At 57.3% G+C, this 24555-nt stretch carries 23 protein-coding genes and 1 tRNA gene (1 of these 24 cut by a window edge); 8 read left to right on the top strand and 16 right to left on the bottom strand.

Annotated features, from left to right (window positions below; translation table 11 throughout):
- From msrQ to J3R80_RS08080, 3 genes are all read right to left on the bottom strand, one after another.
- Nucleotides 1–83, bottom strand: the 5' portion of a protein-coding gene (gene msrQ, locus J3R80_RS08090; RefSeq protein ID WP_275393253.1) for a protein-methionine-sulfoxide reductase heme-binding subunit MsrQ. It extends 562 nt beyond the left edge of the window; 83 of the gene's 645 nt are visible here — the first part of the coding sequence; its start codon is at nt 81–83; its stop codon lies off the left edge, out of view.
- The gene (msrP, locus tag J3R80_RS08085; protein WP_275393252.1) at nt 83–991 is read right to left on the bottom strand and encodes a protein-methionine-sulfoxide reductase catalytic subunit MsrP; all 909 of its coding nucleotides are present in this window, start codon (nt 989–991) and stop codon (nt 83–85) included. The genes msrQ and msrP overlap by 1 nt, the downstream gene beginning before the upstream one ends.
- A gap of 102 nt (nt 992–1093) precedes the next feature.
- The gene (locus J3R80_RS08080; protein ID WP_275393251.1) at nt 1094–2581 is read right to left on the bottom strand and encodes an FMN-binding glutamate synthase family protein; all 1488 of its coding nucleotides are present in this window, start codon (nt 2579–2581) and stop codon (nt 1094–1096) included.
- Nucleotides 2582–2972: 391 nt separating this feature from the next.
- Between J3R80_RS08080 and J3R80_RS08075 the strand changes: the two genes are divergently transcribed.
- Nucleotides 2973–3212: an EF-hand domain-containing protein gene (locus J3R80_RS08075; RefSeq protein ID WP_275393250.1), complete on the top strand. Its 240-nt coding sequence runs from the start codon at nt 2973–2975 to the stop codon at nt 3210–3212.
- Between the two features lie 81 nt (nt 3213–3293).
- On the opposite strand, the gene clpB is transcribed toward J3R80_RS08075, so the two are convergent.
- Nucleotides 3294–5909 (bottom strand): ATP-dependent chaperone ClpB, encoded by a 2616-nt coding sequence (gene clpB / locus J3R80_RS08070; RefSeq protein ID WP_275393249.1) that lies wholly within the window; start codon nt 5907–5909, stop codon nt 3294–3296.
- A gap of 221 nt (nt 5910–6130) precedes the next feature.
- Between clpB and pyrF the strand changes: the two genes are divergently transcribed.
- Both pyrF and J3R80_RS08060 read left to right on the top strand, forming a co-directional pair.
- Complete coding sequence (gene pyrF, locus J3R80_RS08065; protein ID WP_275393248.1) at nt 6131–6862, top strand: orotidine-5'-phosphate decarboxylase; 732 nt, start codon at nt 6131–6133, stop codon at nt 6860–6862.
- Between the two features lie 157 nt (nt 6863–7019).
- Entirely contained in the window at nt 7020–7760 is a 741-nt protein-coding gene (locus J3R80_RS08060) for a hypothetical protein (protein WP_275393247.1), read from the top strand.
- Between the two features lie 2 nt (nt 7761–7762).
- Here the strand turns inward: J3R80_RS08060 and J3R80_RS08055 are convergent, their stop codons facing one another.
- The 3 genes from J3R80_RS08055 to J3R80_RS08045 are packed head-to-tail and all read right to left on the bottom strand — an operon-like array spanning nt 7763 to nt 9403.
- Nucleotides 7763–8032: a hypothetical protein gene (locus J3R80_RS08055; RefSeq protein ID WP_275393269.1), complete on the bottom strand. Its 270-nt coding sequence runs from the start codon at nt 8030–8032 to the stop codon at nt 7763–7765.
- Nucleotides 8032–8919 carry an SPFH domain-containing protein gene (locus tag J3R80_RS08050; protein WP_275393246.1) on the bottom strand — a complete coding sequence of 296 codons (888 nt, stop codon included), beginning with the start codon at nt 8917–8919 and terminating at the stop codon, nt 8032–8034. Before J3R80_RS08050 ends, J3R80_RS08055 begins: the two co-directional genes overlap by 1 nt.
- A gap of 43 nt (nt 8920–8962) precedes the next feature.
- On the bottom strand, nt 8963–9403 hold the full coding sequence (locus J3R80_RS08045) for an NUDIX hydrolase (protein ID WP_275393245.1): 441 nt from the start codon (nt 9401–9403) through the stop codon (nt 8963–8965).
- Between the two features lie 59 nt (nt 9404–9462).
- Here J3R80_RS08045 and J3R80_RS08040 point away from each other — a divergent pair, with 59 nt between their 5' ends.
- Entirely contained in the window at nt 9463–10716 is a 1254-nt protein-coding gene (locus tag J3R80_RS08040; protein ID WP_275393244.1) for a DNA polymerase IV, read from the top strand.
- A 2-nt stretch (nt 10717–10718) separates the two neighbouring features.
- Here J3R80_RS08040 and J3R80_RS08035 read toward each other — a convergent pair whose 3' ends face one another.
- Entirely contained in the window at nt 10719–11579 is an 861-nt protein-coding gene (locus J3R80_RS08035; RefSeq protein ID WP_275393243.1) for an N-formylglutamate amidohydrolase, read from the bottom strand.
- Between the two features lie 167 nt (nt 11580–11746).
- On the opposite strand from J3R80_RS08035, the gene J3R80_RS08030 reads away from it, so the two are divergent.
- Nucleotides 11747–11821: transfer RNA gene (locus J3R80_RS08030), tRNA-Val, on the top strand.
- A gap of 81 nt (nt 11822–11902) precedes the next feature.
- Nucleotides 11903–12028, top strand: coding sequence for a type B 50S ribosomal protein L36 (gene ykgO, locus J3R80_RS08025; RefSeq protein ID WP_005850168.1), 126 nt, complete (start codon nt 11903–11905; stop codon nt 12026–12028).
- Between the two features lie 145 nt (nt 12029–12173).
- Here ykgO and J3R80_RS08020 read toward each other — a convergent pair whose 3' ends face one another.
- From J3R80_RS08020 to J3R80_RS07990, 7 genes are all read right to left on the bottom strand, one after another.
- On the bottom strand, nt 12174–13373 hold the full coding sequence (locus J3R80_RS08020; protein WP_275393242.1) for a phenylacetate--CoA ligase family protein: 1200 nt from the start codon (nt 13371–13373) through the stop codon (nt 12174–12176).
- 69 nt (nt 13374–13442) lie between these two features.
- Nucleotides 13443–14291, bottom strand: a complete 849-nt coding sequence (locus J3R80_RS08015; RefSeq protein WP_275393268.1) for an ABC transporter ATP-binding protein — start codon at nt 14289–14291, stop codon at nt 13443–13445.
- A 77-nt stretch (nt 14292–14368) separates the two neighbouring features.
- Entirely contained in the window at nt 14369–15655 is a 1287-nt protein-coding gene (locus J3R80_RS08010; protein WP_275393241.1) for an ABC transporter substrate-binding protein, read from the bottom strand.
- Between the two features lie 108 nt (nt 15656–15763).
- Entirely contained in the window at nt 15764–16840 is a 1077-nt protein-coding gene (locus tag J3R80_RS08005; protein ID WP_275393240.1) for a branched-chain amino acid ABC transporter permease, read from the bottom strand.
- A 3-nt stretch (nt 16841–16843) separates the two neighbouring features.
- Nucleotides 16844–17830 (bottom strand): branched-chain amino acid ABC transporter permease, encoded by a 987-nt coding sequence (locus J3R80_RS08000; RefSeq protein ID WP_275393239.1) that lies wholly within the window; start codon nt 17828–17830, stop codon nt 16844–16846.
- A 10-nt stretch (nt 17831–17840) separates the two neighbouring features.
- Nucleotides 17841–18662, bottom strand: a complete 822-nt coding sequence (locus J3R80_RS07995; protein WP_275393267.1) for an ABC transporter ATP-binding protein — start codon at nt 18660–18662, stop codon at nt 17841–17843.
- Nucleotides 18663–18676: 14 nt separating this feature from the next.
- Entirely contained in the window at nt 18677–20842 is a 2166-nt protein-coding gene (locus J3R80_RS07990) for an AMP-binding protein (RefSeq protein ID WP_275393238.1), read from the bottom strand.
- 214 nt (nt 20843–21056) lie between these two features.
- Here J3R80_RS07990 and J3R80_RS07985 point away from each other — a divergent pair, with 214 nt between their 5' ends.
- Both J3R80_RS07985 and J3R80_RS07980 read left to right on the top strand, forming a co-directional pair.
- Nucleotides 21057–22979, top strand: a complete 1923-nt coding sequence (locus tag J3R80_RS07985) for a PAS-domain containing protein (protein WP_275393237.1) — start codon at nt 21057–21059, stop codon at nt 22977–22979.
- Nucleotides 22976–23677, top strand: coding sequence for a response regulator transcription factor (locus J3R80_RS07980; protein WP_275393236.1), 702 nt, complete (start codon nt 22976–22978; stop codon nt 23675–23677). Before J3R80_RS07985 ends, J3R80_RS07980 begins: the two co-directional genes overlap by 4 nt.
- A gap of 116 nt (nt 23678–23793) precedes the next feature.
- On the opposite strand, the gene J3R80_RS07975 is transcribed toward J3R80_RS07980, so the two are convergent.
- Nucleotides 23794–24435 (bottom strand): hypothetical protein, encoded by a 642-nt coding sequence (locus J3R80_RS07975; RefSeq protein ID WP_275393235.1) that lies wholly within the window; start codon nt 24433–24435, stop codon nt 23794–23796.
- Between the last annotated feature and the right edge of the window lie 120 nt (nt 24436–24555).

The following is a 24555-nucleotide window of genomic DNA, read 5'->3' as shown; positions in this document are numbered from 1 at the left end:
GCCGGCCAAACTGCCCCGGCAACATACAGGACCCAAACCGGCACGCTCCGAAGAGCGGAGTTTATCCGGTCAACAAAGGACATCAGTGATTCACCACCAGATCCATGCCATCATAAAGACTGGCTACCTCTTCTTCATAGCCGTTGAACTTCAACGTCTCTTGACGCTTGGCGAACAGCCCCCCGCCAATCGGCTTCTCATAGGCCTGCGACCAGCGCGGGTGACTGACTTCGGGGTTCACGTTCGAATAGAAACCGTATTCATTCGGTTGCAACATGTTCCACGTGGTTTGCGGTTCTTTGTCTGTCAGCGTCACGCGCACAATCGACTTGATCGACTTGTAGCCGTATTTCCACGGCACGACGAGCCGCAAGGGCGCGCCATTCTGCTTCGGCATCGGCTCATCATAAATACCGGTGGCCATGATCGTCAGCGGGTGCATCGCCTCGTCCAGTCGTAAACCTTCACGATAGGGCCATTCAAGATTAACGGTTTTCTGTCCGGGCATTTCTTCAGGCCGGAATAGGGTTTGAAAGGCCACATATTTAGCCCCCCCTTGCACACCAGCCATATTGAGTAACTGGTTCAGTTCGAACCCGACCCAAGGCACAACCATCGACCAGGTCTCAACACAGCGGAAGCGATAGATGCGTTCCTCTTGCGTGACCTTCTTCAATATGTCCTCAAGACCATACGATCCGGGTCGCTCCACCATACCGTCAATCTCGACCGACCAAGGGTCGACCGTAAGCTTATGCGCATGGCTTGCCGGATCACCCTTACCCGTGCCGAATTCATAGAAATTGTTGTAGGAAGAGATGTCTTCCAACGCGGTTGGGTCAAGATCGGCCGAATACTTCGACGCGCCAAGCGCCGGGCCCAGCGCCAATCCGGTGGCAAGCCCGACGGCTCCGCCCATCAATTGGCGCCTGTTCATGTAATCCGCGCGCGGCGTTACGTCGGAATATTTGAGTTTAATCGTATAGGCCATCGGGCACACCTTTCATGGTCGACTTACTTTGACCTATGACAGCGCGCGCGAAAATCCAAAGCACAATGGCTCACGTCCGCGCCAGAGGATTGTAACATTCCATCAATCAAGTGGCGCGACGGCAGGATAAATGTGGTTCATCTGAACCGAACGTCCGTTCTCCTGCACCAACCGCACATGATGGCGGCCCATCTGACGTGGTTCGGTCACGCCGACCGAATGGGCGATGGTTTCGACCTCGTGAACAACGCCTTTGGCATAACGGGCCACCTTGTCGCCCTTGTCCTCTGGCACAAGCCCTTTCTGTAATCTTGGATCATGGGTGGTGATTCCGGTGGGGCAGGTGTTACGATTGCATTTCATCGCCTGGATGCAGCCCAGCGAGAACATGAACCCTCGGGCTGATGTGACGAAATCAGCACCGGCACAGATCGCCCACGCCACATCCCCCGGATTGATGAGCTTGCCCGAGGCAATCAGGCGGATTCGATCTTTCAATCCATGGCGATCCCGTAAATCGCAGACCAATGGCAACGCTTCTCGGATGGGCAGACCAACAAGGTCGATCAGCGGCATGGGCGCCGCACCCGTGCCACCCTCGCCCCCGTCGACGGTAATAAAGTCTGGCGCATCTTGCGTTCCGCGCTGCACGATCCTTTCAAACAGGTCCTCAAGAGGGTCGACCGACCCGACAACCGTTTTGAAACCAACCGGCTTTCCCGTCACCTCACGGATATGGGACAGGACATCCAGAAGGTCATCCCAGTCATCTATTTCAAGATGCCGGTTGGGTGAGATCGAGGCGACACCTTCAACAATCCCACGGATCGCAGCAATCTCGGCCGAGACTTTGGCGGCAGGCAAGATACCTCCCTTTCCCGGTTTGGCACCCTGCGCCAGTTTCAGCTCGAACATCTTTACTTCTGGATGGGCCGCAATCTCGCGCAGCTTGTCGTCCGACAGGTTGCCTTCGGCGTCCCGCACACCGTATTTCGCCGTGCCGATCTGAAAGACAATGTCACCACCCCCCTTCAGGTGATAATGTGACAGCCCACCCTCGCCCGTGTTCATCCAGATACCCGCCTTGGCCGCGCCAACTGAAAGTGCTTCGACCGCGGGGCGGGACAAGGCACCGAAGCTCATACCGGACAGATTGAACAAAGAAGTGGCACTGTAAGGATGGCGGGCGGTCGGCCCGATCAAAAGCGGCTCGGTTTGCGCATATTGGTCGCTCACCGGCGGAAACGCAGCATTCACGAAGATGGGCGTGCCGGTGATACCAAGATTTCGGGTCGATCCAAAGGCGACGGTGTTGGCTTGACCAGACGCTGCCCGCTCAACCCAGTCCCGCTGGGCGCGATTGAACGGCAGCTCTTCACGATCCATCGCAAAGAAATACTGTCGGAAGAACTCGCCCAGATTGGTGAATAGCGCACGAAACCGCCCGATCACCGGATAGTTGCGGCGCACCGCATCATGGGTTTGCAACCGGTCGATGACATATAGAACGATCAGCACCAGGAACCCGACACCAATCAGAAAAAGCAACGCCTGCGCCAACAGCTCGACCGTCCAGAACATGGATTGCATGAAGACCCCTCCGTGATTCGGAGTGAGTTTAGCGCCATGTGCTTAAACAAAAAGACCGAGATCCGGGCTAACGCGATGATGTGATTCGAGGTGAAGATAGACTCGCGTCTGCCCGCGACCGCCAGCAGGCGTAATGTTGCGTATGGGTACGCGGCGCTATTTCTCGGCCACGAATCGCCTAAACCGTCCCCACGGATAGGAGCCGTTTTGCCGCCCTCTGCCCCGTCCAAACACGCCCGCGAAACTTCGCCTGTAGGTGGAGGCCATTATCGCAAATTAGCGCCTAAAATGAACACCTTCCCGCAATTCGGATGAACCGCAACATGCATCGTGGTTTCCATGTCTCTGCATCCAGTCTTGGGTGCGAAAATCAAATATTGGAGTATTTCGAATGAAAACCACATCTCTTGCCGCCGCTCTTCTGATTGCTGGTTCGTCTGCTGTTTTCGCAGACATCGCCGCGTTGGACGCAAACGAGGACGGAGAGGTCACCATGGAAGAGCTGGTTGCAGTTTATCCTGACGTGACGGCCGAAGCCTTCTCGACGGCAGACGCGGATGAGAGCGGCACTCTGAACGCTGACGAACTGGCAGCAGCTCAGGAAGCAGGCGCGATTCCAAGCGAGATGTAAGGGCAGTTCGCCTCTTCCCACTCACGGCAAAGCCCCGTCGGTTTGCACCGGCGGGGCTTTTATTTGGTGTATCAGACGGGTTTAGTGAACAACCGCATCCTCGGGTGGGCGTTGGTTAGAACTTGCCACCCGATCACCGATTATCAGGCCTTCAGATCCGGCAGATACAGCAATCGTATCCCCATCCATCACATCACCGGCCAGCAGCATTTCCGCCAACTGGTCCTGAAGCGCACGCTGAATGACACGCTTCAACGGGCGGGCACCGAACACGGGGTCATAACCCTCGTCGGCCAGCCATTTGCGCGCGCCGTCGTCCAGCTCAAGCACGATGTTGCGGCGGGCCAGGCGACGCGCAAGACGTTCCAACTGGATATCAACGATGCCACCCATGTCGCCTCGGCTAAGGCGGTCAAAGATGATCGTTTCATCCAGACGGTTCAGGAACTCGGGACGGAAATGTGCCCGCACCGCGTCCATCACATCGCGCTTGGCATCCGAGGCATCGGCCCCATCCGGCAGCTGGCTCAGCGCCTGTGCGCCAAGGTTCGACGTCAGGATGATCAGCGTCTGCTTGAAGTCCACAGTCCGGCCCTGCCCATCGGTCAGGACACCATCGTCCAGAACCTGCAACAGCACGTTGAACACGTCCGGGTGCGCCTTTTCGACCTCGTCAAACAGCACGACCTGATAGGGCCTGCGCCGCACGGCTTCGGTCAGCACGCCACCTTCGTCATACCCGACATAGCCCGGAGGCGCGCCGATCATTCGGGCGACCGCGTGTTTCTCCATGAACTCGGACATGTCGATGCGCACCATCGCGTTGTCGTCGTCGAACAGATACTCGGCCACCGCCTTGGTCAGCTCGGTCTTACCCACGCCGGTTGGCCCAAGGAACAGGAACGACCCAAGCGGGCGGTTCTCGTCGTTCAATCCGGCGCGTGCGCGACGCACCGCATTTGACACAGCCGTCACAGCCGACGATTGACCGATCACACGCTTGTGCAGCTCGTCTTCCATCCGAAGCAGCTTCTCGCGCTCGCCCTCAAGCATTTTCGTGGTCGGGATACCCGTCCAACGCTCGACCACGCTCGCGATCTGCTCTGGCCGCACGGCTTCTTCGACCATCATGTCGCTCTCGGCGCCTTCGGCTTCCTCCAGCTTCTTTTGAAGCTCTGGAATAACGCCGTATGACAGCTCGCCAGCCTTGGCCAGATTGCCCTCGCGCTTGGCGGCATCCAGCTCGGCGCGGGCACGGTCCAATTGCTCTTTCAAGCCACGCGCGCCTTCAAGCTGATCCCGCTCGGCCTGCCATTTGGCCGTCATCGAGGCGGATTTCTCCTGAAGATCTGACAGTTCGGCTTCGAGTTTCTCAAGCCGGTCTTTCGACGCCTTGTCATCCTCCAGCTTCAGCGCTTCGGCTTCGATCTGCATCTGCATGATCTGCCGGTCCAGCGCATCCAGCTCTTCGGGTTTCGAATCCACTTCCATCCGCAAACGGCTGGCGGCTTCGTCCACAAGGTCAATCGCCTTGTCCGGCAGGAACCGGTCGGTGATGTAACGATGGCTCAGGGTCGACGCAGCAACCAGCGCGCTATCTGAAATCCGCACGCCGTGGTGCAGTTCGTACTTTTCCTTGATGCCCCGCAGGATCGAGATCGTATCCTCGACCGTCGGTTCTTCGACCATCACAGGCTGGAACCGGCGGGCAAGGGCCGCATCCTTTTCGACATACTTGCGGTATTCATCCAGCGTTGTGGCCCCGACGCAGTGCAGCTCTCCGCGAGCCAGAGCGGGCTTGATCAGGTTGGCAGCATCCATCGCCCCATCCGATTTACCGGCCCCCACCAGCGTGTGCATCTCGTCAATGAACAGGATGATTTCACCGGCAGCCGAAGTGACTTCGTTCAACACGGCCTTCAGGCGTTCTTCAAACTCACCCCGGTATTTCGCACCGGCAATCAGTGCACCCATATCCAGCGCCAACAGCTTCTTGTTGCGCAGGCTTTCAGGCACGTCGCCATTGATGATGCGCAGGGCAAGCCCTTCGGCAATCGCGGTCTTACCCACGCCGGGTTCGCCGATCAGAACCGGGTTGTTCTTGGTGCGACGGCTCAGCACCTGCATCGTGCGGCGAATTTCCTCGTCGCGGCCAATGATCGGGTCGATCTTGCCTTGTTCAGCAGCTTCGGTCAGGTCGCGGGCGTATTTCGACAAGGCTTCATAGCTGTCTTCCGCACTGGCGCTGTCCGCTGTGCGGCCCTGACGCACCGCGTTGATCGCGGCGTTCAGCTTCTTGGCATCCACCGCACCGGCATCCAGCGCGTCACGCGCCTTGGATTTGATCATCGCCAGAGCGGTCAACAACCGCTCGACCGGCACGAAGCTGTCCCCGGCCTGTTTGGCCAGTTTCTGCGCCTCGTCCAGCACGCGGGCGGTGGCGTTGTCCATGTAAACCTGCGCCGCATCGCCCGTCACTTTCGACAGTTTGCCAATGGCCTCATCCACGGCGGCGCGGACGCGTTCGGGCGACCCACCTGCCTTGCGGATCAGGTTCGCGCTCATCCCTTCTTCGTCGTCCATCAGGGCTTTCAGCAGATGCTCGGGAACCAGTCGTTGGTGGTTTTCGCGCATCGCGATGGTCTGTGCGGCCTGAATGAAACCACGCGACCGTTCGGTGAACTTGTTCAAGTCCATATCACTCTCCTTCTAAAGCGCCCATGGTCGGAATGCCCACCCTTGCGGCACATCCCTTCGGGCCTCAGAACAAAGATGGGAACGGGTCGGAAAAATGCAAGACGGCGGAGGGGTGGATCAACGTAAAACCCATAGATTTTCGACCCGCTGCATCTCGATCCGATGCAGGATCAATTGCGTTTGTGCGCGCCTCCGGTTAGGACACCTCAACCCCGCGAGAAATGGAGCCACCCATGTCTGACGACCGCCTGATCTTTGCCCTCGACGTCCCCAACGCTTTGGAAGGGTTGCAACTGGCCCAGACAATGGGCGACTCGGTCAGTTTCTACAAGATCGGGCTGGGTATGCTGACCGGGGGCGGGCTGGCGCTGGCCAACGAGTTAAAAAGCGAGTACGGCAAAAAGATCTTTCTGGACATGAAGCTTTTCGACATCGGCAACACGGTCGAGGCTGCGGTGCGGGGTCTGGCCCAGTTCGATCTGGATTTCCTGACCGTGCATGGCGACCCCTACGTGGTGCGCGCCGCGCAGGAAGGCAAAGGGGCCAGCGATATGAAAATCCTTGCGGTGACCATCCTGACTTCGCTGGATCGTGCCGATCTGGACGCCGCGCTGATCAAACCGGGCGATGTTCAGGATTTGGTGCTGGAACGCGCCGCCCGCGCGCTGGAGGCCGGGGCCGACGGTGTCATCGCCTCGCCGCAAGAGGCAAAACTGATCCGCGCCCTGCCCGAGGCCGAGGGCAAACTGATCGTCACCCCCGGCGTGCGGCCCGCCGGTGCCGACCTTGGCGATCAAAAACGGATTGCCACCCCGGCACAAGCCATTGCCGATGGCGTGGATCATGTCGTCGTGGGTCGGCCGATCCGCCTTGCCGAAAACCCGAAAGCGGCCGCCGAGGCGATCATTGCAGAACTAAATTCGCCGCAAGCACAGCGCGCGAACTACGCCTGATCCTTTGGATTTCACGCCGCGCTCTTGGAAACGTGAGTGACTGACAGACCGCACCGCCTTGCGTAGCGCAAACAATGTTTCGATCATGGGGACCAATATGCTTTTCTGAAAGCATAGGCGGCCATCGTCGCGCATGCAGTCATTTCCGAGGTGCCCCATGCCCGAAACACATCCCAATCCTGACATGTCCACCGTGTTGCGACTTCGGCGTGCAATTGGCGCGATTGGGCTGACACTTCCCTTTGTGCTTTTGATCAATGTCTATCTGTTCGACATTCCAATGCAGGAGTCCATTTCCGCGTTTTTCTATACCGAACTGCGCGAAGTGTTCGTATCGGCGGCCGCAGGCGTTGGGCTGTTCCTTGTAACCTACGAAGGTTACTGCCGCGAGCCGGACGAGATTCTGTCGGACCGCATGGTTTCCTCGATCGCCGGTGTTGCGGTGTTCACGACGGCCTTCATTCCAACGCTGTGCCACCGCGACAGCTGCTATCACCCATTGGCGCTGTTCGACCGCCTGATCCCACCGTCGATGGATCAGGTCCAACAGAATATTCACTTTTCGGCAGCTGGGCTGTTTCTGATTTTCATGGCCGTCACATCCATCCGGCTGTTCACGCGCTGCACCGCACGCAACCCCGGACCCCACAAAAGACGCCGAAATCAATGCTATCAGGCCTTTGGGTGGACCATTTTGGCGATGGTGATCCTGATCGGTGTGGTCAAGATTTTCCTGCCCGAACTCGGCAGGTCGTGGGACGCCAATTGGTCATTCACGTTCTGGGCAGAAAGCGTCGCACTATGGGCGCTGGGGCTTAGCTGGCTTTTGAAGGGCGGCATCATGGCACAGCAAATGCCGTTCCTTTTCGAAGCCGAGACAGCAGAACCCAGCGCCTGAGTTCATAATTCGTTGATGTCGATATCAATGCGCTTGGTTTGCCCTTTGCGAATGCCGATGACCCGTCGCAGGATCAGCCATGTGGCAAGGGACACGGCGGCAAAGATAACAAGAAGCCACGGCAGACCCGGGGCAACGCCCAGAAACAAAAGCAACCCTACGACCAAGGCGCCAACTGCAAATCCGACAAAGATGAAGCCGGGGGCCAGCATTTCAAGAATACCAAGCGCAATGGCCCCGGCGACCCAAACCCACCACGTTGCCCACAACATCATGGCTTTCCTTTCAACAGTTTAAAGGCATCCCCGAACGCATCCAGCGCATTCGCAGGCAGGATGATGGTTTGCTTGCCCTCGCCCTTGCCAACCACGGTCAGGGCTTCAACTTGCTTCAGGGCAACCTGATACTGCGCCGCTTCCAACCCGTTTTCCGCGATGGCCTTGGCAACAACCTCGGTCGCATAAGCCTCGGCATCGGCCGAAATACGGCGCGCCTTTGCGGTTTGCTCGGCTGCATAAAGTTCCGCATCCGCGGCCAGTTCAACCGCGCGGCGTTTACCTTCGGCCTCGGTCACCTGTGCCCGCCGGGCGCGTTCCGCGTTCAACTGCTGCAACATGGCCTCACGCGTGGCATTGTCCAGATTCACGTCCAGAATTTCGGCGCGCGTCACCTCGATCCCCCAGTCATCGACGGCATCCGCGACCTGTTGCTTGATCTTCGCAATCAACTGCTGGCGGTTCGACTGCACCTCGTCCAACTCCATTTCACCGATGCCAGAACGCACGATCCCAGCCACTGTGGTCGAGATCGCGGCATCCACATCACGGATACGATAGACAGTCTTTTCAGGCTCAAGAATGCGATAGAACACGCTTGTGTCGACCTGAACCAACACGTTGTCCGAGGTGATGGCGTCCTGACTGGCCGTCGGCAACTGACGTTCAAGAATTGACACCCGATGCCGCACGCGATCCAGAAACGGCACGATAAAGTTGATCCCCGGACCCAGAACCGATTGCAAGCGGCCGAAACGCTCGACCACGAATTTCTGGCTTTGCGGCACGATCTTGACGCCCAAAAGGACGACAATGATCAGGAAGGCCGCCAACAACAGAAGAACGCTGTTGCCGCCAAGTAGATCTGCGGGAATGTCATTCATGGAAAGAACCTTTCACTGTCCGTTAGTTGGTTAGAAGATGGTGTCATTTCGCCGGATATTCAATGTTTTGATCCGCTATGGCGGCAAGTGCAGCCTGCAATCGTGGCTTGAAATGAGCAATCGCTTTCGGGTGCGACAACCACTCTGACGGCTCCATCAATGCCCAACACTGCCCTTCTTCACCAAATACGATATCTTGCGCACGGGATTGTGGCAGGGACGCGGCAAACCACCAGGTTTTTGTACCGGGAATCACAGGGCTGTCGAAGGGTCGCCTCCAGATCAGATCTTCTTTGGTCAGGCGCAATCCCAGCTCTTCATAGGTCTCGCGAAGCACACATTGTTCAGGGGTTTCACCCGGATCGTTCCCACCACCGGGAAAGTCCCACATGTCGGGATAAGGGATGTGGTCAAAATTATCGCGCAACAGGGTTGCCACCTGCCCACCAATCAGCAACACAAGTTTCGCCCCGCTATATTCCATCTGCTGCCTTTTGGTCCGCCAAATGTTTGTTCCACACTCTCGATAAGTTACCATACCACATGCCTGCCTTGTGCCGAGACTGCCTGACCCAGTTTGACGATGGTCGCCGCTGCCCGTCTTGCCGCAGCCCACGGGTGCTTGTGCATCCCGAACTGTTTGACCTGACCATCGCGCATATGGATTGCGATGCGTTCTATGCGTCAGTGGAAAAGCGCGACAATCCTGATCTTGCTGACAAGCCGGTGATCATTGGCGGCGGCAAACGCGGGGTGGTGTCAACCGCCTGTTATGTGGCGCGCATACGTGGCGTGCGATCCGCCATGCCGATGTTCCAGGCGCTAAAACTGTGCCCCGAAGCGGTGGTGATCCGTCCGCGTGGCAGCCACTATGCCGCTGTCTCCAAACAAATCCGCGCCATGATGGATGACTTGTCACCGTCCATCGAGCCTTTGTCGCTGGACGAAGCCTTTCTGGACATGTCCGGCACCGAAAAGCTGCACGGCGCACCTCCTGCTGTGATGCTGGCACGGCTGATCAACAGGATGCAGGACGAGCTGGGGCTGACCGGCTCAATCGGGCTGAGCCACAACAAGTTTCTGGCCAAAGTGGCCTCGGACCTTGATAAGCCGCGCGGGTTTTCGGTGATCGGCAAGGCGGAAACCGCCCGGTTTCTGAATGACAAGCCTGTCGGGTTGATCTGGGGCGTAGGCGGCGTCAGCCAGGCGGCACTGGAAAAGGCAGGCATTCGCACATTTGCCGACCTGCTGCGATGGGAGAAGACAGACCTGATCGCACGGTTCGGCGGTATGGGAGATCGGCTGTGGCATCTGGCACGAGGCGAGGATAAGCGGCGGGTGTCAGCCCATGCACCGATCAAATCGATCTCGAACGAAACCACATTGTTCGAGGACACCTCGGACATCGACCTTCTGGATGGTCATCTGTGGCGTTTGGCTGAAAACGTGTCAGACCGCGCCAAGGCCCGCGACCTGGCCGGGCGCGTGGTCACACTTAAGCTGAAGCGCGCCGATTTCCGGGCGTTGAGCCGGCAAAGCAACCTAGGGGACGTGACACAATCGGCTGACCGTATCTATCGCACAGCCCGCAGCCTGTTGGACACGGTTGCCGACAAGGGGCCATTTCGGCTGATCGGTGTAGGGATCAGCCATCTTGGAACAGCCGAAAATGCCGATCTCAGCGATGACCTGCTTGACCCGAACGCCGCCAAACGACGCGCGGCGGAACGGGCGACCGACAAGATCCGCGCGCGGTTTGGACATGACAGCATCGTCAAGGGCCGCGGAATCCGCTAAGCTTACTCTGCAGCCAAAGCGTTTTCGCTTCGCCCGATTTCAGCAATCTCGGCGATTACGGATGACAGTCTTGCGCGGATTTGCGAAAAATCGCCATTTGGGCGCACCATCTGTTCGTCAAGGTAAAGAGACCGATCAATCTCAACCTGAACCACATGCTGGCCGCGCGACGGACGCCCGTAATGCTGCGCCATATACGCCCCAGAGAAAGGCGTATTGCGCGCGGTCTCAAATCCCGCACGGGCGAATGCAGCCTCGACTCGCCCAACGATGTCTGGCGCGGCGGATGCGCCGAAACGGTCGCCCAAGACAATCTGCGGACAGCGCCTTTTGCCTTTGCACAGGCTGCTGACCGCCTCGTGCGGCATGGAATGGCAGTCGATCAATATCGCCTCGCCGAAGGTCGTATGGCTGCGGTCCAGCAAGGATTGCAGCGCCTTGTGATAAGGGTGCCAGTGTTGTGCCAGCCGCGCTTGCGCATCACGCAGGGACATTTTCCCGCGATAGATTGCCCGCCCACCGGCCACAACGCGTGGAATAACACCCAGACCAGACGAGACACGTGGATTGTGATCGACCCGACGCAGGCCATTGATCAAAGCCGGATCCAGTTCCTCGGGCCCCCGGTTCAGGTCGACATAGGCACGGGGGGTGTTTGACATCAACATGGGCGCACCATGTTCGGGCACGGCCGCATACAACAGATCAACATAGGCATCTTCCGACGAGCGAAGAGCATGTTCGTCCAACACACTGTCTTGTATGAATGCGGGTGGATAATACCGACCACTGTGGGGCGATGCAAAAACCACACTTGTTGTGTGTGCCTTCGGCAATGTCAGCGTATATGGGGGTGTCGACATCCGAAGTCCTCTGTGCCTTTCCTACCATGCACAATATGGCAAAAAATCTCTCGTCAAAAGGCCTTGCGCACGGGCACGACTCCTTTTATAGAACCGCGAACCGGCGCGGGTATTCCCGCGTCGCGTTTTTTGGACCGGTCGCTTAGATTGGTTCGGAAAGATTTTCCGGGCGATTAGCTCAGCGGTAGAGCACTTCGTTGACATCGAAGGGGTCACTGGTTCGATCCCAGTATCGCCCACCATGAACCGCCAGACGACCGCAAGGTCAGACGGTATAATGTAGCTTAGGCGCAACCGCAGCGCCGCGTTGAAGGAGAAGGAACATGAAAGTTCGCAACTCGCTCCGCTCGCTGAAGAACCGCCACCGCGATTGCCGCGTGGTGCGCCGTAAAGGCCGCGTTTACGTGATCAACAAAACGCAACGCCGGTTCAAAGCCCGTCAGGGCTGAGCCCATCAGCAGCGTTACCGAAAAGGCCGCCCATTGGGCGGCTTTTTTGCATTTGGCGTTTGGTTGGTCTGAAGGGCGTAACCCCTGAAACGCAGAAGGGGCCAGGTCTCCCCAGCCCCATCCGGGAGGAAACTCTGGAATCAGCTCAGTCGTAGACGCGTTGGTCGTCGATGACGATGCCGTCATTCGGCAGGCTGCCGGGTGCGACAAGTTCAATCTTACCCTTCAATTTCAGCGTTTCGGCGACCGATTTTGCATAGTTCTCAGCATCTCCGCCATCGGCCTCGACCTGAACGGTCATCGCATCCATCTCGCCCTCACGGGTGGCGATGACGCGCGCCTTAGACACTTCCGCGTGCTTTGCGACGAAATCGGCAACCTGCTCGGGACGGACAAACATGCCCTTGATCTTGGCGGTCTGGTCGGCGCGACCCATCCAGCCCTTGATCCGCATATTGGTACGGCCACACGGGCTGGTGCCAGATAGCACAACCGACAGGTCACCGGTCGCAAAACGGATCAATGGGTAGTCGGGATTTAGCGTTGTCACGACAACCTCACCCACTTCGCCTTCAGCCACGGGATCGCCAGTGCCGGGGCGCACGATCTCGACGATCACGCCCTCGTCCACGATCATGCCTTCCATCGCATCGCTTTCATAGGCCACGTTGCCCAGATCAGCGGTCGCATAGCTTTGCAGGCAGAACACACCACGATCCGCGTATTCCTGACGCAAGCTGGGGAACAAAGCACCGCCGCCAACGGCAGCCTTTGTGATCCTGAGCTTCACACCATCCGCATCGGCGCGATCAAGGATGATCTTCAGATAATCCGGCGTCCCGGCATAGGCGGTGGTGCCTATATCGGCCGCCGCGCGCACCTGCAACTCGGTCTGGCCGACACCGGCGGGCAGCACCGTGGCACCAACCGCCTGTGCACCGTTCTCGAAAATCATCCCGGCAGGGGTCAAGTGATACCCAAAGCAGTTTTGAACAATGTCGTCTGCACCAATGCCGCAGGCATGCAAAAAACGCCCCATACGCCACCAGTCGTGGCTGACGCCGCCCGGTTCATAGATCGGACCGGGCGATTGAAAAACATGGGCCGGTTTCTTGACGGCAAAGCCACCAAAGGGCGGGTTTTCCTTTTGCCATTTGCTCAGTTCAGATTTTCTGAGGATCGGATACTTTGCCAAATCCGACAGGGAAGTGATCTCTGGCCCATCCAGTTGGCAGGCATTTTTAGCTGCCCGAGCGCGGGCAATTTGTGCGCGGAGGCCATCAATCAATGCGCTTGTGCGTTCGTCAGTCGAACGGGTTTCCAGCGCGTCAAAATACTTGGACATGAGTGACCTCTTGTCAGCGCCGGTTATCCACCGGCCATTCGTTACGTTTTATCAGTGTCCGACGGGGCGTTAGGCCAACCAGCGTTTGCGGCGACGATAAGACCGCACATCGCGGAAACTCTTACGACCCTCGTCCGACATACCGAGATAGAATTCTTTCACGTCCGGGTTTTCGCGCAGTTCGGCGGCTGGGCCGTCCATCACCACGCGTCCGTTCTCAAGAATGTACCCATAGTGCGCATAGCGCAGCGCGACGTTGGTGTTCTGTTCTGCCAGCAGGAAGGTCACGCCCTCTTGCTCGTTCACTTTCTTGACGATCTCGAAAATCTGTTCGACCAGCTGTGGCGCAAGACCCATGGACGGTTCGTCCAGCAAGATCATATCGGGACGCGACATCAGCGCGCGACCCATCGCCACCATTTGTTGTTCACCACCCGAAGTATAGCCAGCTTGGCTTTTGCGCCGCTCTTTCAGGCGCGGAAAATAGTCGTACACCATCTCAAGATCTGATGCGATCGCAGCCTTGCCATCGGTACGGGTGTAAGCACCGGTCAGCAGGTTTTCTTCGACGGTCAGGTGTTCAAAGCAGTGACGGCCTTCCATCACCTGAATGACACCACGCTTCACAAGGGCCGAGGGATTCAGTTCGGCCACATTCTCACCCATGTGCAGAATGGACCCTTTGGTGACCTCTCCCCGCTCAGATTGCAGCAGGTTCGAGATTGCCTTCAACGTGGTCGTCTTGCCAGCGCCGTTACCGCCCAGAATGGCAGTGATACTGCCTTTGGGCACGTTCAGGCTCACGCCTTTCAACACGAGGATCACGTGATTATAGATCACCTCGATATTGTTGACCTCAAGAAGATTTTCGCCCGCATTCCTTGCGGTCTTTTCAGCGGTCTGTGCGGCGTCCAGCATATCGGTCGTCCTGTTCATGTTCTGTGTTCGGGGGTCGCCCGGACCGGATGGCCCGGACGACGTTGTTTACACGCGGATCAGTTGCAGCGCGCTTCGATGTTGTTCTCAGAGGCATAGGCTGCCGAGTCTTCGTCGATCAGCGGCTGGATCACCTCCATGTCCGAAGGGCCGAAATCCGAGATCAACGACCAAGTGCCAGCAGCCGCATCCCATTGCTGGATTGCGCCGGTACCGGGACCACCGTGGTTCTCGCAGCTGACCGTGAAGGCCGGGCCAAAGCCCGGCATGCCAAGCTCGGCCATCCGCTCATCGGTGATTTCCAGGGCTTCCATACCGTCACGCATCATCGACGACGTGATGTCCGGGGTACCGTGGATTTCCTGGGCTTTCTTGGCGGCTTCAGCCAGCAACATCGCGGCATAAACGCCGCGGTTGTAAAGCGCCTTGCCGATATTGTCGCCGTTGCCGGCAGCCTTGCCTGCACCCACCACATATTGCTGGATGTCGTCAAACACCGGATAGTCCGAGCCAACGCCGTGGAACGTCACAGCCTTGTAGCCTGTCGCCGCATCGCCAGCAGGAACGACATCATGGTCACCGCCCGACCACCACACGCCGATGAAGTTTTCCATCGGATAGCGAATGTTGGCAGCTTCCTGAATGGCGACCTGGTTCATCACGCCCCAGCCCCACATCAGAACAAAATCAGGGCGTTCGCGACGGATTTGCAGCCACTGGGCTTTTTGCTCCTGACCGGGGTGATCAACCGGAATGGCGAGCAGCTCGAACCCGTGCTTCGCAGCAAGACCTTCCAGAGTACGGATCGGTTCCTTGCCGTAGGCCGAGTTGTGATAGACCAGCGCGACTTTCTTGCCGGAAAGGTCGCCACCATTGGTATCCAGCAAGTGGTTCACGGCCAGCGATGCCGCGTTCCAGTAGTTGGCCGGGAAGTTGAAGACATGGCTGAACACTTTGCCGTTTGCAGCAGACGTCCGTCCATAACCCGGCGTATAAAGCGGGATGTCATCCGCAGTCACTTTCGGGATCAGCTGATAAGTGATGCCGGTCGACAGCGGGTTGTAAACCAGCGCGCCTTCACCTTTGGTGGCTTCGTAGCATTCCACACCTTTTTCGGTGTTGTATGCCGTTTCACATTCCGGGGCGGACGTCATGACACCGCCAATACCGCCATCACGTTCGTTCAGCAGCGTGAAGTAGTCGGCAAAACCGTCAGCGTAAGGAATACCACCTGCCGCGTAAGGGCCAGTCCGATAGCTGAGCGATGGAAACACCAGGTCCGCAAGAACCGGGGTCGCCACCATAAGGGCCGTAACGCTGGCCGCTGCAAGTTTCGTAAATTTCATTTGCTTCCTCCCTAGATTAGCAAATTTATGTGCCCGTTATGGGTCACGTTGCTTTTCCCTCCGGGCCTTCTCCTCGTCGGTCCGGAAGTTTGATGAGTTGCGCGGGCCCTAGTGCGGGAAGGGCCACAGGCGCAGTTTCTCTTTTGCCAGGCGCCACAGCTGCGCCAGACCATGCGGTTCGACAATCAGGAAGACGACGATCAGGCCACCCACGATCATAAATTCGAAATGCGCGGCCAAATCGGTCGGCCAGCCCATGCCGCCCACCAACACGTTCTTCAAGAACACCGGCATCAGCACCATGAAGGCAGCGCCGGCAAACGATCCAAAGATCGAACCCAGACCGCCGATGATGATCATGAACAGGATCAGGAACGACTTGTTGATCCCAAATGCCTCGCCCGCTTCCGCGGCCCCAAGGTAGACCGAGAAAAACAGCGCGCCAGCGATCCCAACAAAGAAGGATGACACCGCAAAGGCAGACATTTTCGCCATCAGTGGGTTCACCCCGATGATCTCGGCTGCGATGTCCATATCCCGGATGCCCATCCATTTACGTCCCATCATGCCGCGTGTCAGGTTGCGCGCAACCCATGCCAGCACGACGACGAATACCAGGCAGATCATATATTTTGCCCAGGCTTCCGTATTGGGGCCGGTCACCATAACGCCGAACACAGAGCGCTCAGGCGCATTGATCTGACCCGAAGCCGAGTAGTTGTAAAACCACGGCACCTTGTTGAAAACCCAGACAAGGAAGAACTGCGCGGCCAGCGTGGCCACCGCCAGATAGAACCCCTTGATGCGCAGCGAGGGCAGACCAAAGGCCACACCCACAAGCGCGGTGATCCCACCGGCCAGAAGAATGTGGATGATGATGCTGACTTCCGGAAATCCCGTCATCAGCTTATAGCACGCATACGCCCCTACGGCCATGAAACCACCAGTACCCAGCGACACCTGTCCGGCATAGCCGGTTAGAATGTTCAGGCCCAGCGCGGCGATCGCATAGATCAGGAACGGCGCAAACACGGCGTTGACCCAGTAGTCATTGATGAAGAACGGGACGACAAAGAACGCCACAAACATCAGGATGTAGTAACCCATGCGATCAAGGCGGATCGGGAAGGTTTGACTGTCGTCACGATAGGACGTTTTGAAGTCACCTGCTTCGCGGTAAAACATGGATCAGACCCTCTCGATGATTTTTTCGCCAAACAGGCCTTGGGGCCTGAAGATCAGGAAAACTAGTGCCAGCACATAAGCGAACCAGTTCTGGGTCGCGCCGCCGATCATGGGACCGATGGCAAACTCGAACAACTGCTCGCCCACGCCGATGATCAAGCCGCCGACAATGGCGCCGGGGATCGAGGTAAAGCCGCCCAGCATCAAAACCGGCAGGGCCTTCAACGCGATCAGCGACAGGCTGAACTGCACGCCTGACTTGGCGCCCCACATGATGCCGGCGACCAGCGCCACGAAACCTGCAATCGACCAGACCAGCACCCAGATGAAGCGCAGCGAGATGCCAACCGACAGTGCTGCCGAGTGATCGTCCGCCACCGCCCGCAACGCGCGGCCCTGTTTGGTGTATTGCGAGAAGATCACCAGCGACGTCACCAAGAGCGCGGCCACGATTGCCGCCACGATATCAAGATTGTCGATGAAGAACCCATAGCCGAACATGTTGAATGTCGTCTCATCAATCGCCAGGTTCATCCCTTGCGGCAGGCCAACATCAAGCGTCTTGATCTCGGACCCCCACATGATGTCACCAAACCCTTCCATGAAGTAAGCAAGACCAATGGTTGCCATGAACAGGATGATGTCGGGCTGACCAATCAGGTGCTGAAGGATATATTTCTCGACCAGATAGGCGAACAGAACCATCACGCCCGCGGCCAGTATGATCGCGATGATCGACGGGACATGCCATGGGAAGTGATGGATCTCGGTCCCGAAAACCGCGTTGATCAGGTGACTGAATGGCACCTGACCTTGTTGAATGCCAACCAGTGTCAGGGCTGCGAACAGCGCCATCACACCCTGGGCATAATTGAAGATACCAGAGGCCTTGAAAATCAAGACGAACCCCAGCGCGACCAGCGCATAAAGCACCCCGGCCATCAGGCCGTTCAGGGTGACTTCCATCGCAAAGAGAAGTTGTTCAGGCATAAGTCCCCCCTTAATCGTGTGCCACGCCAAGATAGGCGTCGATCACATCCTGGTTGTTGCGCACCTCGTCCGGTGTGCCGTCCCCGATTTTCTTTCCGTAATCCATCACGACCACTCGGTCGGACAGGTCCATCACGACGCCCATATCGTGTTCGATCAGGGCGATGGTGGTGCCAAATTCATCGTTCATATCAAGGATGAAGCGGGACATGTCCTCTTTTTCCTCAACGTTCATACCGGCCATGGGCTCGTCAAGCAGAAGCAGCGATGGTTGAGCGGCCAGCGCGCGCGCCAGCTCGACCCGTTTTTTCAGGCCGTAAGGCAGGCGCCCCACAGGCGTCTTGCGGATGTGCTGGATTTCCAGAAAGTCGATGACCTTCTCGCAAATTTCGCGGTTCGCGATCTCTTCCCGCTCGGCTTTGCCTTTCCAGATGGCCTGCTGAAACATGTTTGCTTTCATGTGGTTCAGGCGTCCGGTCATGATGTTGTCCAGAACGGTCATCCCGTCGAACAAAGCGATGTTCTGGAAGGTCCGCGCAAGGCCTTGCCGTGCAACCTGATAGGGCTTCATCGGCGGGCGTTTCGACCCACGGAACCAAACCTCGCCTTCCTGTGGTTTATAGAACCCGGAAATCACGTTCAGCATCGAGGATTTGCCAGCCCCGTTCGGGCCGATGATTGCACGAATTTCACCTTCACGGATGTCAAAGCTGATGTCTTTGATCGCCACCACACCACCAAAGCGCAGTGTGATGTTTTTCAGGTCCATCACGACCCCGCCAATGGTGCGGCCATCTGCGGTGACATAGCTGTCTGCGCTGCTGGCGTTCATGTCGGTCGCTGTCGTCATTCTGCCGCCATCCCCTGTTCTTTGCCCACAACAGCCGCATCGCGGATGTCGAGCGTGGCTTTGATCGAACCTTTGCGCCCATCCTCATAGGTGACTTCGGTTTCGATGAATTGTTCAGATTTTCCACCGTAAAGTGCGTCGATCAGCGGGGCGTATTTCTCCTCGACGATCTTGCGGCGCACTTTCCGCGTGCGGGTCATTTCGCCATCATCGGCGTCCAGTTCCTTGTGCAGGATCAGGAAGCGGTGAATCTGACAGCCTGACAGCATTTCGTCCTCGGAAACGGATTTGTTGACGGCTTCCACATGCTCTTGAATGGTATCCAACACCTGCGGATGACCGGCCAGCTCCTGATAGGAGGCATAGGCGACGTTGTTGCGTTCTGCCCAGTTGCCGACGGCAGTCAGGTCGATATTGATGAATGCCGTGCACATATCCCGGTTATTACCGAACACCACGGCCTCCAGAATGTCGGGATAGAACTTCAGTTTGTTCTCAACATATTTCGGAGCGAACAGGCGACCATCGGCCATCTTGCCCACATCCTTGGCGCGGTCGATGATCCGCAAATGCCCGTTTGACTTGTCGAAGAAACCGGCATCGCCAGTTGCCACCCAACCTTCGGGGTCTTTGGTGTCGGCGGTGCTTTCAGGGTTGTTGTAATACTCAACAAACGTGCCGGGGCTGCGATAGAAGATCTCGCCCGTGTCCGACAGCTTCAGCTCAACACCCGGGGCTGGCACACCAACAGTATCGTTGCGCACTTCACCATCGGGTTGCACGGTGATGAACACCGTGGCCTCGGTCTGGCCGTAAAGCTGTTTCAGGTTGATCCCCATCGAGCGGTAGAACTCGAAAATTTCGGGGCCGATTGCTTCACCGGCGGTATATCCGACGCGGATACGCCCAAAACCAAGGGTGTCTTTCAACGGGCCATAGACCAGAACATCGCCACAGCGATACTTGAAATAGTCATGAGCGTTCCCGCGATACAGCTTCAAACCAATCGGGTCTTTGGCTTTGAAATGCTTCCGTACATCCTTGCCATGGCGCAGCTTGGCGAAGCCCAACCGGATGAGGTTTTCAATAACCGTCTCGGTCGCGAAACCAACACCCATCGCATAGCGGAAACCATGGCGCAGCTTTTGCTCAAGGGTCTTTTTCTGAGTCGTAACCTTGCGGCGCGGCATGCCGTATTTCTCGCCCGCGCCCTTCTTGGCGAAATCCATGAAATGGTGAAACAGCGCGTATTTCAGATCGCCGCTATCTTCCATGCGGATCATCACGTTGGTCAGCTGGGTTTCGAACACCCGCGGCGGTGCAAAATAATATGTCGGACCAATTTCGCGCAGGTCCGTCATCATGGTTTCCGGGCTTTCCGGGCAATTCACACAGAACCCACACCACATCGCCTGACCCAGCGAGAAGATGAAGTCACCCACCCACGCCATGGGCAGATAGGCAAGGATGTCCTCGTTCACGCCCAAATTGTCAAAACCCGAGGTGTTCTTGGCGCTTTCGATAATGTTGCGGTTTGACAGAACCACGCCTTTCGGGCGCCCCGTGGTGCCCGAGGTATAAAGCATCACGCAGGTGCTGTCGTAACTCAGCTCGGCCTCGCGCTTGGCCATCTCGTCTTCCAGCCGCGCATGGGCCACGCGACCTTCTTCCTGAATGTCATGGTACCAGTGCAAGTGGCTGTGGTCATATTTCCGCAAACCGCGCTTGTCGTAGTAGATCACATGCTCGATGTGCTTGACGCTTTCCTGCACCTCGATGACCTTGTCGACCTGTTCCTGATCTCCACAGATCACGAACCGTGCGCCGCAATGGTCCAGCACATATTCCATCTCTTCGACCACGGCATCCTGGTAAAGCGGGACAGGAACAGCACCAACTTTCTGTGCGGCAACCATGGCCCAGTAGTGAGCCGGACGGTTGCGCCCAATGATGGCAACGTGGTCGCCGCGATCAATGCCAAGCGCCAGAAGTCCAAGGGCAAGATTTTCGATTTCCTCGGCGGCCTCAGCCCATGTCCAGCTTTGCCAGATGCCAAATTCTTTTTCACGATAGGCTGGGCGATTCCCATACGTCTTCGCGTTCCGCGCCAGCAGCGCGGGAACGGAAGCAAAGTCGCCTTGAGCGGCTAGTTCCTGTGACAAATTTTCCTCCCACCGTCGGTACGGGCGACGTTCCCGAGTGCAGAGCGATTCTTGCCCTACAACTCTGACCATAAAAACTTGGCGGTCAAAGGTTTCGGCACTTTTTCGCAATTCTAACGAATTGTTACGTGATTGATTTCCTGCACAGACTCCGTCTGAAACATCTTTTCTTAAGACTGCTCAGGTGCTAGCGAAATATGTATGGGAGGCACAATTGCCAGTTAATTCGACCGAAACCTCGGCCCTGACGCAAGCCGGTTTGAACCTTATTCAACAGGCACTTTCCATCTATGACCGCAAGCTGCAACTGGTGATCGGCAACCGCCAGTTTCAACAGATGTTCGACCTGCCCAATCACCTTGTCACCCCCGGAGCAGAGTTTTCCGACACCATTCGGTTTTTGGCAGAGCGGGGGGATTATGGCGCTGTGGGGGATATCGAATCTTTCGTGACCTCACGCGTCGAACAGGCACTTGCGTTCGAGCCGCATTACATGGAGCGCACCCGAGCCAACGGTCGGGTGATCTCGGTCGAAGGGCATCCGCTGTCACAGGGCGGGTGGGTCACGGTTTACACCGACATCACGCCGATCAAGCGGCAAGAGGCCCTGTTGCGCGCGCGATCCGAAGAACTCTCCGATCAGGTGCTGGCCTATACCGAAGAACTGACGCAGACCAACCGGGCATTGGCCTCAGCCAACTCCGCGTTGGAGGAAACCAAGCGCGAACTGACCGAAATGGAGAGCCGCACCCGCCTAACTGCTGAGATGATGCCCGCCCATATCGCACGCATCGACCAAGATCGCCGATACACATTCTCGAACCGAAGGCTGGGGGATGTAATACCCGGACGACCCACCGATTTGGTCGGTCTTCATGCAAGCGAAGCCCTGGGTGACGAGTTTTACAGCCGCATCTCACCCTATTTTGCCCGCGCGTTTACCGGCGAGCCAAGCGTGTTCGAACTGGTCGACGACGCCTCTGGTCGCCGTATCCGGGTCGCGCTGACCCCCGACCACGATGAAGATGACATCACCGGCGTTTATATCCTTTCGATGGACATCACGCAGGAGGCACAAGCGCGTGCCGCCCTGGCGCAAACCCGGAAACGTGAGCTTGCGGCGCAACTGACGTCAGGTGTAGCGCATGACTTTTCGAACCTTTTGACCATCATCCTTGGGCTGCAAAGCCAACTTGCCCAGATGCCGTTGGGTGAGGACGCCCAGAAAATGGTCACTGCCACCACCGCCGCGGTGCGTCGAGGTGGCACATTGCTGGATCGGATCGCGTCGATCTCGGGGCGGCGCGAGCTGCATTTCGAACCCATCCATGTGACTGATATGCTTCGGGGTCTGGAAACGCTGGCGCGCTCCACCCTGCCCGAAGGGATTGAACTGAAGATCGAGGTATCGGACCTAAACGATCCAATCATTCTGGACGCGGGCGCGGTGCAGGACGGGATTCTAAACCTGATTCTGAACGCCACACATGCCATCGGGTCGGGGCCGGGCAGTATTTGCCTGACCGCACGTCCGATCCGTGAAACCTGGGTGGAGTTTCGCGTCACGGACACTGGCCCGGGCTTCGCACCCGAAGCCCTGAAACACGCGCTTGACCCGTTTTTCACGACCAAGGGTGGCGAGGGGTCGGGCCTGGGCCTGTCCATGGTCTATGACCAGACAAAGGTGGCCGGAGGGCAATTGAAGCTGTTTAATTCGTCCGAAACCGGGGGAGCGGTGGTCTCGGTGCGCTTACCGCTTCGCAAACCTTTGCAGCCCATTTCACCTCGTCTCGTCCTGCTCATCGAAGATAACGAGGACATCCGCACATCCGTCCGCGAGATGCTGACCACAATGGGCCATCAAGTGATCGAAGCGACCTCGGCAGAAGAGGCGCTGGGACTGGTCGATCTGGAGGGGCTTGGCCTGATCCTCAGCGATGTGATGCTGGAGGGTGCTCAAACCGGGCCCGAGCTATTGAAGGGGTTGCGCGCGACCGGGATCGATGTCCCAATGCTGGTCATGACATCCCTTCCTGCCGACGATCCGCGCCGTGCCGAAGCCGGTTTCCCCGTTCTTCCCAAGCCCTTCACCAAAGGAGAGCTTGCCACCTTTCTTTCTGACGAGGTCCGCACTTGACCCAACCCATGGTTGCCATCCTCGATGATGAACCCGAAATCCGCCGCATGCTGTCAAATGCGCTCGAGGATGCGGGCTTTCGCACCGCCAGCTTCGCCCGCGCCACGGAATTCGAGGCTGCCCTGAACACGATGTCGCCCGATGTTTGCCTTGTGGATCTTGGCCTGCCGGACCGCGACGGGCTGACACTGGTGCACCGATTGGCGCTGGAAAGCGGCGCGGCGGTGATTATCATTTCCGGCCGCACGCAGGTGCAGGATCGGGTGACCGGGCTGGAGCTGGGTGCCGACGATTACATCGTCAAGCCGTTCGAACCGTCCGAGGTCGTCGCCCGCGTCCGTGCCCGGCTGCGCAGCCCCAAATCAGGTGTGAAGTCATCCCAAACCGCGCGCTTCAACGGCTGGACCGCTCATTTCGACCGCTACATTCTGGAAGATGACAGCGGCGAAGAAACGGCGTTTTCACATGCCGAAGGCGAAGTGTTGCGCCTGTTCCTCGACGCTCCCAAACGCCTGATCTCGCGTGCGCAGATGCAGGAAACTCTGGGAGGCGTCGCCGGTGAAAGCTTCGACCGCGCGATGGACGTCCGTATCTCGCGCCTGCGCACGAAGCTGAAAGAAGACCCCAAAAACCCACGCCTGATCAAGACGATCTATGGGGCGGGATATATCTTTCTTGGGGATGTGAAATGGGGGTGAGCAGTTGTCGCGTTTGTGGACATTGCCGCCGTTGGTTCTTAGGTTCTTGATGTCCGCTTTCAATGCTCGCTCAGATAAACTTGCTCTACGCCTGACTGCACTCTAGCTTTTGAAGTCTAGCCGAAAATGTAAAACAATAGACCCGCGACAAAAATCGCGGCAAGCTGAAGCATTAGCATAGATCTAAAATCGAATGTAAGAAACTCGGGCTCATGAAGCTCGTCGGTGGTATGAATGTAGGGACCGTTTCGGAAGCAAAATCTATTCTTCCACATATACCGTACGCATATTGGCCAAAGCGGGATCGCGACTACAAGCATCAGATAGTCAAGAACGACTTCAATCCAAAACCGAAAGTTGCTCTTTTCATCTTGATCCAAATCCAAGCGCGTGTACCACCATCGCAGACCGAGTGCGCCCGATATTGAAAGCCGCCTTATCATCGCACGCATACTAAAGGGGTTGAAAAGCGTGATGAGTCCCACAACGCCCGACAAGAGAACCAGAATTCTCAGAAAAACCAAAGCTACAACACCGTAAAGGCTGAGCAGATCAGCGGCAAGCGGTGAAAGAGTAATTCCGAAAAGGCCCGCAAAGAAATCCGCAATCGGATACGTTACATCGCGATAAAAATCTACAATCTCTGCTAGGTAACCAGACAAGCCGATCGAGGCGAGGCGAGAGATTGCAGATATAGCTGCCGTAGCACCCGCAATTATACCGAACAGCCCGAACCAAAATGATACCAGCCTCGTCATTATGGACCCAAATACAATTTCCAAATACCTCGGACACATTTGATACATAGTGGCATTTAGCAAGCAAGTGTTTCGTAACCCAAACCACTCAAAACAAAACGCCGCGTGTCTAACCGTCAG

The organism is Aliiroseovarius sp. Z3 (genome assembly GCF_029105185.1).
In the GTDB taxonomy this organism is placed as follows: domain Bacteria; phylum Pseudomonadota; class Alphaproteobacteria; order Rhodobacterales; family Rhodobacteraceae; genus Aliiroseovarius.
This window is presented reverse-complemented; position numbering and strand designations above follow the sequence as displayed.

Excerpts from the sequence above, each read along its gene's own strand:
- J3R80_RS08010 (WP_275393241.1), bottom strand. The coding sequence starts at position 15,655 with ATGAAATTTACGAAACTTGCAGCGGCCAGCGTTACGGCCCTTATGGTG.
- pyrF (WP_275393248.1), top strand. The coding sequence starts at position 6,131 with ATGGAGCCACCCATGTCTGACGACCGCCTGATCTTTGCCCTCGACGTC.
- J3R80_RS08055 (WP_275393269.1), bottom strand. The coding sequence starts at position 8,032 with ATGTTGTGGGCAACGTGGTGGGTTTGGGTCGCCGGGGCCATTGCGCTT.
- J3R80_RS08005 (WP_275393240.1), bottom strand. The coding sequence starts at position 16,840 with ATGTTTTACCGCGAAGCAGGTGACTTCAAAACGTCCTATCGTGACGAC.
- J3R80_RS08060 (WP_275393247.1), top strand. The coding sequence starts at position 7,020 with ATGCCCGAAACACATCCCAATCCTGACATGTCCACCGTGTTGCGACTT.
- J3R80_RS08020 (WP_275393242.1), bottom strand. The coding sequence starts at position 13,373 with ATGTCCAAGTATTTTGACGCGCTGGAAACCCGTTCGACTGACGAACGC.
- ykgO (WP_005850168.1), top strand. The coding sequence starts at position 11,903 with ATGAAAGTTCGCAACTCGCTCCGCTCGCTGAAGAACCGCCACCGCGAT.
- J3R80_RS08045 (WP_275393245.1), bottom strand. The coding sequence starts at position 9,403 with ATGGAATATAGCGGGGCGAAACTTGTGTTGCTGATTGGTGGGCAGGTG.
- J3R80_RS08000 (WP_275393239.1), bottom strand. The coding sequence starts at position 17,830 with ATGCCTGAACAACTTCTCTTTGCGATGGAAGTCACCCTGAACGGCCTG.
- J3R80_RS08050 (WP_275393246.1), bottom strand. The coding sequence starts at position 8,919 with ATGAATGACATTCCCGCAGATCTACTTGGCGGCAACAGCGTTCTTCTG.
- clpB (WP_275393249.1), bottom strand. The coding sequence starts at position 5,909 with ATGGACTTGAACAAGTTCACCGAACGGTCGCGTGGTTTCATTCAGGCC.
- J3R80_RS07995 (WP_275393267.1), bottom strand. The coding sequence starts at position 18,662 with ATGAACGCCAGCAGCGCAGACAGCTATGTCACCGCAGATGGCCGCACC.
- J3R80_RS08080 (WP_275393251.1), bottom strand. The coding sequence starts at position 2,581 with ATGCAATCCATGTTCTGGACGGTCGAGCTGTTGGCGCAGGCGTTGCTT.
- J3R80_RS07975 (WP_275393235.1), bottom strand. The coding sequence starts at position 24,435 with ATGACGAGGCTGGTATCATTTTGGTTCGGGCTGTTCGGTATAATTGCG.
- J3R80_RS08015 (WP_275393268.1), bottom strand. The coding sequence starts at position 14,291 with ATGCTGGACGCCGCACAGACCGCTGAAAAGACCGCAAGGAATGCGGGC.
- msrP (WP_275393252.1), bottom strand. The coding sequence starts at position 991 with ATGGCCTATACGATTAAACTCAAATATTCCGACGTAACGCCGCGCGCG.
- J3R80_RS08035 (WP_275393243.1), bottom strand. The coding sequence starts at position 11,579 with ATGTCGACACCCCCATATACGCTGACATTGCCGAAGGCACACACAACA.
- J3R80_RS08075 (WP_275393250.1), top strand. The coding sequence starts at position 2,973 with ATGAAAACCACATCTCTTGCCGCCGCTCTTCTGATTGCTGGTTCGTCT.
- J3R80_RS08040 (WP_275393244.1), top strand. The coding sequence starts at position 9,463 with ATGCCTGCCTTGTGCCGAGACTGCCTGACCCAGTTTGACGATGGTCGC.